Source organism: Paenibacillus sp. OSY-SE (genome assembly GCF_000283315.1).
Lineage (GTDB): Bacteria > Bacillota > Bacilli > Paenibacillales > Paenibacillaceae > Paenibacillus_B > Paenibacillus_B profundus.
Genome location: NZ_ALKF01000170.1, coordinates 15696 through 27965, shown reverse-complemented (window position 1 = coordinate 27965; position 12270 = coordinate 15696). Strand labels below are relative to the sequence as shown.

Below are 12270 nucleotides of genomic sequence, written 5' to 3'. Positions count from 1 at the left end.
AATTGAAGATTTAAATTAAAAGTGTACAGTTACGATAAAAGCTTATACGGTATAACGTATAAAGCCGGATATCGCTTCGATAGGCCGCCTTGCCAGTTCTCTGCGGCGGCATGAGCGGACAAAGGGCTTCCGCAACGGAAACCCTTTGCTCCAGACCGCATCACGGTGTCAATCGATTGCGATCCCGCGGGAAGACGGAAGCTTCCCGCACATTGCCGAGGCCGAGCAGCCGCGAGGTCAGACGCTCCAGCCCGATGGCGAATCCGCCATGCGGCGGCATGCCGTACCGGAACATCTCCAGATAGCTGCCGAAATGATCCGGGTTCAGGCTCCGGCTCCGGATAGATTGGATCAGCTGCTCCAGCTCATGAATCCGTTGGCCTCCGGTCGTAATCTCCAGACCGCCCATCAGCAAGTCGAATGATGCCGTCAAGGCCGGTTCATCCGCCGCCGGCATGGCATAGAACGGACGAATCTCCCGCGGGTAGCGGGTAAGGAAGACGAAGCCCGGCTGCTTGTTCTCCCCGACGTATTGGCAGAGGAGACGTTCCCCTTCGGGATCGAGATCGCCTTTGGGCGAAAGCTTCCCGTATTTTCGTTCCAAAATACGATGCGCCTCGGCAACGGTCATACGCGGAATGTCCGTCGTCAGCACAAGGGGTTCGACTTCGAGCAGCTTGAATTCGTCTTCGCACTGGCGCGCGACGGTATCGAACATATGCTTCAACAGTTCTTGCTCCAGGTCCATCAACTCTTCCTCGGAACGAATAAATCCGATCTCCGCATCAAGCGAAATATACTCGTTCAAGTGACGGGACGTATTATGCTCTTCGGCACGGTAGACCGGTCCTATCTCGAAGACCCGCTCATACCCTGCGCCCACCATCATCTGCTTGTAGAACTGGGGGGACTGGGCGAGATAGGCCGTATGCTCAAAGTAATGGATCGGGAACAAATTGGAACCGCCCTCGGTACCGGAGGCAACGATTTTGGGCGTGAAAATTTGGGTGAATCCGTGTCGGGTCAAGTAAGCCCGGAAAGCGCCCGCAAGCGCGGATTGAATCGTAAAAATCGAATGGGCCCTTCTATGCCTCAATGACAGCACGCGATGATCCAGCATCGTATCCAGTCTGACCTTCAATTGCTTCTTGTTCAGATCGAACGGAAGCGGGGACTCGGCCTGATTGAGCACTTCCACCCGAATCGCATGGATTTCGATGCCGTTCGGCGCCTTGGCCGCTTGGACGACCTCGCCATGGACGGCAACGACCGACTCCATCGTCAAGGACAGGTCAAGCCACTCACCCTCCAGCACACATTGAACGATACCGCTGCGGTCGCGGACATCCATGAACATCACCTGCCCCAGATGACGCACGCCGTGCACCCATCCTTGTATCGTTATTTGCTGTCCTTCGCAGCGGGAGACCGTGGAGCAAAGCACACGGACTTCGGGTTCCTTGTTAATAGACATCGTAACATCCTCCTTATTCGATTGTTCCGTGAGTTGAAGATATTGTTGTCATCATCATCGTCGCCGTCGTCCATGCGATCACCCCCTTTCCCGAAATACAAAAAAACCCCGTCCCGGAAAGGGACGAGGTCTGATTCACGCGGTACCACCCTAATTATCGCACATGGCGATCACTCTTCCCCTATAACGGCGGGAGACCGTCCGCTCCTACTGGCATCAGCGTTCAGGCGGCACTCTCTGGTGTCGTTCACGTGACTGCAACCGCCATCCTTCCAGCCAAGGGATAGCTCTCTGTCGACTCCAGCTTCACACTACTTCTCCAGATCATCGCTTTGAATTTGTTACCCATCATATTACAACACCTCAGACGTTGTCAAATATTAGTTTGCCGTCAGAAAGCGGCGTATAGGCAGATATACGAAGGTGTTAGGGATACCCGAAGTTATGCTACTGCCGATTTTTCAATAAAATGTTAACGATTGTTTCAAGCTGAAGCTCCAGAGAGTACGGATCTTCCATCACAAATTCATCACCAAACTCACCGTACATATAAACCTGACCCTTCTTAACCGCTGGAGCCCCCTTCCATATGGCACTGTTTAAAATCTGGTCCGCATCTTCTTTAGAATTTACATATACAAATACATGATCACCCAGATACTCAGGCAATACCTCCAGAGAGACATTCTCAAATCCTTCTGTCATATTTAACGCTTTCTCTGTAGGCGGTAATTTCAGCATTTGATAGATCGTCGCACTGCCATAATTTCCACCCTTCGCGGCCAACACATACAATGCTTTCGAACCGATTTGAACGACAGAAATCGTTTCTCCTGGTTTAATGATGCCTTCGATTTGTTTTCTGGCCTTATCAACTTTCTGTTCATATTCCGCGATCCACTGCTCCGCTACCTCTTGCTTTCCGAATATTTCGCTGATTCTTTTAAATTTTTCGATCGGACCTGCAGTAGAATAGCTTTCCCAGTAAGGCAGAAAAACGGTAGTCCCAATTTTTTTATATTGTTCAATATTATCTTCTATTGAACCGATAATTAAATCAGGCTCCAAATAAGCCAATTTCTCTGCATTCATCGGAAATCCGCCCAGATCTTCAATTTTGGACAGAATATCTTTGGAAATACCTGCTTTCTCAATCCAAGCTTCTTTCAGCATGTCTTCTCTCACACCTACAGGAATAATCCCCAATTTCAACAGTTGTCCCATATATTGGTCTGATGCCACGCGCTGCGGCTCTGCCGGAATTTCCACGTCACCCTTCAAAGTGGATACGATTCTCGTCTTTGCTTGCGACGCTGCTTCCTGTCCTCCGTTGGAATTGCCAGAATTCGCTTGAACTTCTGCGTTCTTAGCCGGCGCTTGCGAACCTCCGTTTGTATTCGGCGCACTTGAACATGCCCCTAGCAGCAGTGACAGACACAAAAATACTGTCATTGCGGTTAACTTCACACTTCTGTACATAGATATATCCACTTCCCCTTTATACTGATAATGATTTTCAATGTCATTATCACTATAACGCTTCACCTTGTTCGGGAGAATAGCAAATCTTTGTCTGAGTAAGGGCAAATCTTCACCTTGGTCCCCGTACTTCCATTCTGTTTTGAATCGGGCGGGTGATACACCCTTATACCTCTTGAAGCTGCGGCTTAACGAGTGTCCATCAGGATATCCCACGCTCTCAGCTATTTCCTGCAATGTTGCATCGGTCTGCAGCAGCAGCTTTATCGCGTTGTTAACTCGCACCTCACCCAGATAATGAATCGGACTGGTGTTCATTTTTCCTTTGAACAGCTTGGACAGGTAACCGGCGCTGCACTCCAAATCATTAGCCAAGGATTCCAGCGTAATGGGTTCACTGTAACGCTCGCGAATATAGCGAATGACCTGCATTGCCAGATCAGGCTTGAACGGTTCGATCCCCTGAACATGCAGTTGCCGCATGAGCTCATATACGAATTGATAGAACAACGATTTGACATGCAATTTTTCCAACCCGTTTGATCGCTGCCATTCGTTGTTCATCTGATCGATTTTATCAAAGAGGGACAGCGGATAACATGGCGCAAAAACGTATTGATATTGAAATGGATTGTTTTTTTTCATTAATTCTAAAATTTCCTGACGACAAGGCAATGGGACTGTAGCCTTGTACAAAATCATATAGTACTCAAAGCTTTCCTCGACCGCAATATCGAGGAACATTCCCTTTCCCCCATGGAGGATATGAAATCGTTTCGCCATATGTGCATTCCTATCCAGCCACACCCGGGCGCTGCCGCGCACTGCGTATAAGAAAGCACTTGCTGGCAATCGATAGGATTGCAACACTTCTCCCTGCTCCATGATCGTATGACGCACATCCATTACTTTGATGGAAGCATGATTCCACAGCAATATATGATCACTCAGTGTCATCGAGTTATTCCACTCCTTCTGACCTAAAACATTCTCATTCATGATTTTAGCAGAAACCATCACGAATGATAATCATTCTCATAATAAATTTTCTTCTCTGATGACGCTATTGTTGTTGAAGGCTCATTCCATCAATCTCTGGCAAGACTCTTTCTGTCGAAAAATAAAGCTTGTCCGTATCGTACCGGACAAGCTTCTTCAACACCGTACTTCTTTGCATTGGCAATCAACAAATCAATCGCTGTACCTCCCCTTTGCCTTATCCCCACGAAGGATCATACAAGTGCTTGTTGCATAGGCAACGAGTACTTGATTTTCATCATATACACTGCAATCAATCAATCCGACGGTATTTCATGACTCTTTTTATTTATGAAATCTGTTGTTTGATCAAAAGCTTTGCAGCGCTGCGAAAATGGTCAGGGTTATATGAATCCCGCTCCAAGTATGCCGACATGAGAGCGCCATTGAATAACATCATGAATTGAGCGGAAAGCGTTTCGGGCTCTCTCGCTCCGGCTCGCTCGGCGATTTGCAACAGATTATGGCGCATCTCCCTATGGTACATAACTACCGGTTCATGGCTAGGGTGGCTATTATCAGGAAACTCTACAGCCGCATTCAAGAAAGGACATCCGCGGTAACCCGGCTTTTCCATTCTGGCGCCCAGACATTCCACCAAGTAATGAAGCTGTTCGACGGGAGCTTCGGGATACCGTTCCCCCGCCTCGACGAACGGTTTCATAAACAGATGGTAAAACTGTTCCAAATATGCCACGACCAGGTCGTCTTTAGTTGCGAAATTTCGGTAGAAGCTTGCTTTCGCCACTCCGGATTCCTCTATAATCCGATCGATTCCGACAGCTCTCACGCCCTCACGGTAAAATAAATCAGTCGCCGCTCGCAAAATTCGCTCTTTTGCTGTTTCTTTTTTTTCCATGGTATTCACCTCATTCGAATCCTCTCTCATAAAACCATTGACATGGTACAGATCTGTCTGTATGATAATACTGGAAATGAGACAGACCTGTCTCCCTCAATACTACGAGAATGCATGCTTTGTGTCAATGCATCTCCATTGACAGAAAATTTTCGGGAGCAAAGGAGCCTTCTCCGTGTCCAGTTTATGGGTATTGCCTATCTGATTTCAATCACAATTAAATGCTCAATCATACTTGTTCGATGTCGTCAGCTTTAAGGAGGGTAACATGATTTAGAAAAAATTCCTTACGATGAATGATAAGAGCGTTGCTTATATTGAAGGTGGAGATCCCGTAGCCACGCCCATTCTTCTCGTACACGGATTTCCTGAGACGTCACTGATGTGGGAGTCTATTTTACGTTTTCTCTTGATTATCAATGGCATGAACTGGCATAAGCTTTTAGAACTCCGCAAATAGGGGAAGAAACAATAAAACAGTTAGCCGAGAATCATGAGTTGTGGCAAGAACGTATGACTACATTAATGCCTACGATCATACAAGAGCAATTAATTGATTTTTACCGAATTTATGTATCGCCTGCATCAAGAAGCCTTGCCTTAGAATTATACAGATCCGGAGATCTTGAAAAGTTAGCTCCCTATCCAATGAAATTGCGTCAAATGGACTGCCCCGTAACCGTTATTTCAGGAGAAAAAGACAAGTATGTTCCCGTATCATTTGCTTATACATTCCAAGATAGCATCAGACATCATTGCCGAGCATTTTGCAGAACTTTACGTCTAATTAAAAACATACCGTGAAAGCGAGTGAACGATATGAAAGACGAAAACGAAGTAAAACAAGTGGATGTATTGATCATTGGCTCTGGTCCGGGTGGCTACACAGCTGCGAAGCGTGCTGCGGATGGAGGACTGCATGTTGCCATTGTTGAACGTGATCGGATCGGGGGCGTGTGCACCAATGTGGGGTGTATTCCGTCAAAGGCTTTAATTGCCGAAGCGCATCGCTTTGAAATAAGAGCCGAATCAAACGTTGACTTCGCAACGGTTCAATCCTTTAAACAGGCTATCGTTGATAAACAGTCAAACGGTGTGAGTTTCTTATTAAAAAGCAAATACATTATTACACTCCATGGCGAAGCAAGTTTTATTAACGATCATGAAGTGCTGGTTCATGGCACTGAATCGAATACACGTATCCGGTTTCAACATTGTATTATTGCTACAGGTTCTCGGCCCATCGAATTGAAAGCTTTTCCTTTTGGAGGAAGAATTCTTTCTTCTACGGATGCGCTAGAGCTAAATCAGGTGCCTGAGAGCCTCATTGTTATCGGAGGGGGATATATAGGGATTGAGCTTGGTCAAACGTATGCGAAATTCGGATCCAAGGTGACGATATTGGAGGGCTCGAATCAGATTCTCCCTGGGTTCGAACCGGATTTGATCCGTCCGGTTGTTCGGAAGCTGCAAGAAAAGAACGTCGATATCGTTACTGGGGCATCGGCTGATCGAGCGGAACAAAGTCAAGATCAGGTTATCGTTCACTATAAGGAAAACGGAAACGCACGCCAGGTCAAGGCACAGTACGTATTAGTAACGGTTGGACGCCACCCGAATACGGACGGAAATTTGGGACTTGAGCGCATAGGTATTGAACGGACGGAGAGAGGGCTTATCCGGGTAGATGAACAGTGCCGGACGAATATTCCTCATATCTTTGCAATCGGAGATATTATAGCAGGGCCTGCGCTGGCCCACAAAGCATCCTATGAAGCTAAGGTAGTGGCAGAAGTGCTAATGAAGCGCCGCGCCAAGGTGGATTACAAGGTAATCCCGCTTGTGGTATTTTCCGATCCGGAAGTTGCCAGTGTTGGTCTCAGTGAAACCGAAGCGAGAACACAAGCAATAGAGGTCGTTACCGGAAGATCTTCTTTCTCTATCAATGGAAGAGCTTTGGCGCTGCAGGCCGGTGAGGGATACGTGAAAATTGTGGCGGAAAAAGAAACGGAGCGCATCCTCGGTGCTCAAATCGTAGGTGCGGAAGCATCCAATTTAATTGCCGAGCTGACACTGGCCATTGAGATGGGTGCTACTCTGGAAGACGTAGCGCTTACAATTCACGCACACCCGACGTTAGGAGAAATCGTCAGGGAAGCTGCCGAGGCGGCAATTGCGAAAAATCGCGCAAAGACATCATGATTCCAACGGTCAATTCGTATACGATGGCACAGCGGTTGCCGAATGCGCAGCTCATTATTATCCGGATTCCGGTCACGGGTTCCCAGTGAACTTCCTACAGCCTTTGTCTGCGACTGTGACGAGACGGCCTATCATTTAATGGACTTCCTAAAGAAACATAACATTTCTGTCCCAAATGATATATCTATCGTGGGCTTTGATAACTACGTCTATGCAACGCTAACTGAGCCTAACCTAACTACAATTGAAGTTAATATTAAACAGATGGCCAAAGAAACGATAAGCGTTATTCAGCAGAAGATTCAAAACCCAGATTATAGTGAATTGGACAAAAAAACGAGTGATGAAGAAGGCTGCACCCATGGCGAAATGGTTCGTGGCCTTTCCACACTCGTTGTCAGATTCGTTCCCTCAGCGAATCCGCGTTACTTGACAGGGGTATGACCATCTTCCCCATTTTGATCAATTCGATTTCGACAGAAGGTAGAGGAAATAAGGAGTGACGAAGATCGTAATAATGACTCCCGTTGGAATATCCGCGCCCACACTGACCGTACGGGTGAAGGTGTCTGCCACCAAGATAACTAGCGCGCCTATCAGCGCGGCAGTGGGTATCATGAACTTGTGATTGGGGCCTACCAACCTGCGGGCCATGTGAGGACCAATCAATCCCACGAAGAAAAAGTTGCCGCCAAGCGCCACGCTGCCAGATGATAAAGCGACTGCCGCCAACGCCAGACCGATAAACTCCCGTTTGAGCGCGACGCCAAGGCCGGTTGCCGTCTGGTTGCCAAGGTTTAAAGCGTTCAGCGTATTCGATTTATATAGAACATAAAAACCGAGAACGATCACCCAAGGGAACAACACCATAATATATTTCCAGTCGTCCCCCCATAAATTTCCGATCTGCCAACGCAGAGCAAAATCATACTGTTTCTGATCGAGACCGAGCGTAATCACAAGCGACAATGCGCCGTATCCGCTCCCCATGGCCACGCCTGTTAAGATCAAACCTGTAGGCGAAAGCTCCCTTCCTTTTCTGTAGGCAAGCGCAAAAATCAGCATCGCTGCGGTGATTCCGCCAGCAAAGGCCAGCAGCGGCAACAACAGCGGCGATAAGAGCCCATTCGCCGCAAAAACAGTAATATACAGGAGTACAAACAAACCGGAGCCCGAGCTGATTCCCAATGTCCCCGGACTGGCCAAATCATTTTTGAGCAGGCCTTGCATCACACAGCCCGAGATGGACATGCCCATTCCCACTAAAATCGCCAGTGCGATACGTGGCAGACGAAGGTCAAATACGATCAGATTTTGCTTCTCCGTCCCCTGTCCGATGATCACTTGCAGCACCTCGATCGGGGACAAATTTAATCTTCCCACATTCATGCTAATCACCGCCACGATGAACACCAGCACAGATAAAAGCAAAATAACCCCAATCGGCCTTACCAATGCGGAACGCTTACTAACGGGTTGAGTCAACTAAACTCCCTCCTTTGTTTGCGCACGAGATAGAGGAAGTATGGAACTCCGACCAACGCGAAGATAATTCCCAGCGGCGTCTCGTGGGGGCGGCCGATCATCCTGCCGAGCAAATCTGCGCCTACCGTAAACACAGCGCCATACAAAGCCGATGCCGGTATGATAAACCGATAGTCCACACCAATTATAAATCGCACGATATGCGGAATAATCAGCCCGACAAAACCGATAGGACCCACAATAATAACGGAAAGGCCCGTCAATATCAACACAATCACCGTGGAAGAGCCTTTGATCAAATTGACGCGGAGTCCAAGCCCCCCCGCAAGCTCCTCCCCAAAGTTAAGAATCGTTATAGATGGGGAGAGAGTGATCGCCCATATTACCCCCATCACGAACAACGGCGAAACATAAGCCAGCTGCATCCATTCGACGTTGGCTGTCCCCCCGGCCGTCCAATAGGCCAAATCCTGACCAATCTCGTATTTGATGGCGATATATGAGCTGAAAGAGCCAAACAGCATCGAGATCGACATTCCCGCCAGCACCAGACGTTGCGGAGTCATTCCCCGCTTACCGACGGATGCCAAATAGTAAGTGATTGCCGTAGTGATTGCCGCACCCATACAGGAATAGATCATCGTTTCCACATAAGTGCGCCCGGGCAAAAAGGCCATGCACAGCGCAATCGCAAATGTAGAGCCCGAACTGATGCCGAGCAGTCCGGAATCGGCCAGTGGATTACGGGTAGTTCCCTGCATGACTGCTCCACATACAGCCAGGCTGCAGCCAACCATAATATCCGCTACCGTGCGTGGAAGCCGAAAAATACGAATAATATGATGTTCCGTAACCCCCGGATCGAAATTGAATACGGCTCCCCATGCCAATTCAAGGCTCATGTCCGCAGCGCCGAATGAAATCGATGCTGCGGTTGCAAGAACCAGCAGAACCATACCTGCCAACATGAACAAGCTGAACTTCAGCCTTCCCTTGTAGCTCTTGTTTGCATCCATTAACATATTGACACCCTTAGTTCATCCGTAATTTTCATAATTATTTCTTTTCTAGTTCCAGCAATCGATCCACGATATAATCCAACTGCGCTGTCATGCTGGCAATATCGGAATAATAGAACAAGCCGCCATATTCTGCTGGAATTTCTATGATATTTCCATTCTTGACAGCTGGAATACTATCCCAGATTACCGTATTCGCATATTCGGACTCATATCCCTCCTTCAGAAACCAGAGAACGTAGTCCCCAAAATATTGGGAAGCCACTTCATAGGACAGGGAATCGCGCCCTTTTCCTGACTTCTTGACCAATTGCTCCAGCTTTTCCGGCTTACTCAGCCCAAGATATTCATAGAGCAACGTACCTCCCCGTGAGCCCGTCTCATACATAACCCCGTATGATTCTCGACCCCAATCCTGGAGAATACTGAAGGTTTTGTCTTTGAAAATGCCGCTGCTCAGTTTTTCCTTCGCATTTTTTAGCTTCTCCTCGTAAATGGCAATCGCTTCTTTGGCCTCTGCCTCATGACCGGTTGCTTCGCCGAGGAAGGATAACCGCTCGGTTGAGCTTACGTCCCCTTCAGGGACCACAATAACTGGCGCCAGCTTGGAGAAATTCTCGAAATCCTTAGGATCATAAGTAATGATCAAATCGGGTTCGTATCTCAATATTTCTTCGGATTCCCATTTTTCAGTGTTCGGGATCCCCTCAAACTGTTTGTAAAAAGGCATCGCTTTATCAGCACGAGCGTTTACCGCCACAGGCTTGATACCAAGCGCAAATACATCCCCGACATACCAGTTGACAATGACACGCTGAGGATTAGCAGGCACTTCCACTTCCCCCATCACCGTCGATACTTTTCGGGTGCCGGACTTCTCCTCTGTCTGCCCTGCCTTCTCTTTCTCTGCTCCATCTGTCGCAGTGACAGACGATTCAGCAGGCGTCCCGGCCTGCTTATCTTCACCGCTAGATAAAGCCGAGTTGTTGTTTGTATTGCCGCAACCAGCCAGAACCATCATCACGACAACCAGCGCACATACGATAATGCCCGCTTGCTTCTTCATTTTGCTCACCATCTTCTCTTCCCCTTCTTAAGTAGAATAAATGCCTAAGCATGCTTGTCCTATGAAGCCATGCAACATAAAAACTATTATTGATAATGATTATTATTATCAACGATAACAGCTTATCAACTTGCCTATATTTTGTCAATCCGTTCTTTTTGCTATGTTGTTCTTCTGTGATAGTGTTACCGCGATTAGGTTTTACAGTTTTGCACAGAGTTCGCAACAAAAAAAAAGCAGCGCGCAAAGCGGGCTGCTTCAATATTTTATATCAATTCCTATTCGTTTAAATAGATTGTCGTCCGGTTCTGGATCAGCTTCGCTACTTCCTCTGCAGACTTTTGTCCGCTGAAGAATGAGCTCGACTCTTCTCCTACCATGGCAATTACTTTACCGTCCAGCATCGCAAACTGATACGGCGTACGGAGGATTTGTTTGAACTGAGTAAACTCTTCATCCTGCACCTTGGCTGCTTTCCCGTTTGGAAGCTTGTATGTTCCAATGTTAACTTGCTCCTGAATGTCGTTCAGCTTCTTCTCATTCACAGATGTAAGAAGTGAAAATCCTTCTCTCTCTTGCAGGGACTGCACTTCTTCGGATAACAAGAAGGCAATAAACTTCCAAGCTTCCTCTTTAACCGGAGATTTGGCTTGTATTGCGAATTGAGATGTCGGGATGATCCTCATTCCGCCTGTTTGTCCTTCTGCATGCGGCTTGTGCAGCAGCTTCGGATTCGAGAAGAATGTACGCGGTACATCGATAAAGTCTGCTGGCGAGAATAAAACAGCAGAATAGAACAATTGTTTGCCGATTTCAGCCGGTTTTGAAGTCATGACTTCATCATCATACATTTTTTTAGTTTGCTGCATCATGTCCACGTATAAGGGAGAATCGAACTTTGCCTTTTGAGCCGCCCGGTCAACGAACTCCGTGTAACTATCCACAACCATTTCTTGAAGGATGACTTCCGGCGGTTCATTCGCTAAGGCATAGCGGGGTTCCTTGCTGCTCTCCCCCGCTTTTTGCATAAGTTCCTTCGAAACCTCCTTAAACTCCTGCCAGGTCCAGTTCTTATCATCAACGCTCGTGTTCTCAAGAATGTCCCCATCGCCTATGAACGCTCGCAGGAAGAACCCGGAAGGCATAGCATACATACCGCCATTCAACTTGAATGCTTCCAAAGCATTCATTTGCAAATCGCTCTTATTCAACAGGGGGGCTTGTTCCAAATAATCGTCCATGTTCAGGAGAAGCTGTTTGCTCACGTATTCGCCGATAGGCAAGCTGCCCACTTCGATGATATCCGCGCCTTTCCCTGATAGCAGTGCTGTATTCGTCGTTTTTCTATATTTTTCAAAATCGCCCGGCTCCCACTTTTCACCCATTTGCTTGTAAGCTTGGATTTGCAGGTCGATGTCCGGGTACTTATCTTCAAATTTTTTCTCTACCGCTTGGTAGAATGCGTTCGGTTCTTGCAGAGACAAAGTAACGACCATCTTCCCCTCTTTGGTTAACGTTTTCTCCTTGCCTTCCATTTTCCCGCCCTCTCCAGAACCGCATGCGGTCGTTGCCGTCATGATCATACAAATAAATAGAAGCCATAGCCGCTTTTTCATCATCTGATTACCTCTCCTCTATCATTTTATCG

At 47.4% G+C, this 12270-nt stretch carries 9 protein-coding genes and 1 other annotated feature; of the genes, 2 read left to right on the top strand and 7 right to left on the bottom strand.

Going from position 1 to position 12270, the window contains the following annotated elements:
* Positions 1-160 precede the first annotated feature (160 nt).
* The 3 genes from aspS to A372_RS0110300 form a co-directional block, all read right to left on the bottom strand.
* The gene (aspS, locus tag A372_RS0110315) at positions 161-1474 is read right to left on the bottom strand and encodes an aspartate--tRNA(Asn) ligase (RefSeq protein WP_019420764.1); all 1314 of its coding nucleotides are present in this window, start codon (positions 1472-1474) and stop codon (positions 161-163) included.
* 116 nt (positions 1475-1590) lie between these two features.
* Positions 1591-1811, bottom strand: a binding site (T-box leader).
* Positions 1812-1921: 110 nt separating this feature from the next.
* Positions 1922-3910 (bottom strand): AraC family transcriptional regulator, encoded by a 1989-nt coding sequence (locus A372_RS0110310; RefSeq protein WP_019420763.1) that lies wholly within the window; start codon positions 3908-3910, stop codon positions 1922-1924.
* A 370-nt stretch (positions 3911-4280) separates the two neighbouring features.
* Positions 4281-4850 (bottom strand): TetR/AcrR family transcriptional regulator, encoded by a 570-nt coding sequence (locus tag A372_RS0110300; protein ID WP_019420761.1) that lies wholly within the window; start codon positions 4848-4850, stop codon positions 4281-4283.
* 819 nt (positions 4851-5669) lie between these two features.
* On the opposite strand from A372_RS0110300, the gene lpdA reads away from it, so the two are divergent.
* Positions 5670-7052 carry a dihydrolipoyl dehydrogenase gene (gene lpdA, locus A372_RS0110285; RefSeq protein ID WP_019420759.1) on the top strand — a complete coding sequence of 461 codons (1383 nt, stop codon included), beginning with the start codon at positions 5670-5672 and terminating at the stop codon, positions 7050-7052.
* 42 nt (positions 7053-7094) lie between these two features.
* Entirely contained in the window at positions 7095-7496 is a 402-nt protein-coding gene (locus A372_RS0110275) for a substrate-binding domain-containing protein (protein ID WP_083858825.1), read from the top strand.
* Between the two features lie 18 nt (positions 7497-7514).
* On the opposite strand, the gene A372_RS0110270 is transcribed toward A372_RS0110275, so the two are convergent.
* The 4 genes from A372_RS0110270 to A372_RS0110255 all read right to left on the bottom strand — a co-directional run bounded on the left by A372_RS0110270 (position 7515) and on the right by A372_RS0110255 (position 12238).
* The gene (locus A372_RS0110270) at positions 7515-8537 is read right to left on the bottom strand and encodes a FecCD family ABC transporter permease (protein ID WP_019420756.1); all 1023 of its coding nucleotides are present in this window, start codon (positions 8535-8537) and stop codon (positions 7515-7517) included.
* The gene (locus tag A372_RS0110265; protein WP_019420755.1) at positions 8534-9553 is read right to left on the bottom strand and encodes a FecCD family ABC transporter permease; all 1020 of its coding nucleotides are present in this window, start codon (positions 9551-9553) and stop codon (positions 8534-8536) included. Before A372_RS0110265 ends, A372_RS0110270 begins: the two co-directional genes overlap by 4 nt.
* Before the next feature lie 40 nt (positions 9554-9593).
* On the bottom strand, positions 9594-10634 hold the full coding sequence (locus A372_RS0110260; RefSeq protein WP_019420754.1) for an ABC transporter substrate-binding protein: 1041 nt from the start codon (positions 10632-10634) through the stop codon (positions 9594-9596).
* Between the two features lie 266 nt (positions 10635-10900).
* Positions 10901-12238, bottom strand: coding sequence for an ABC transporter substrate-binding protein (locus A372_RS0110255; protein WP_026010988.1), 1338 nt, complete (start codon positions 12236-12238; stop codon positions 10901-10903).
* Between the last annotated feature and the right edge of the window lie 32 nt (positions 12239-12270).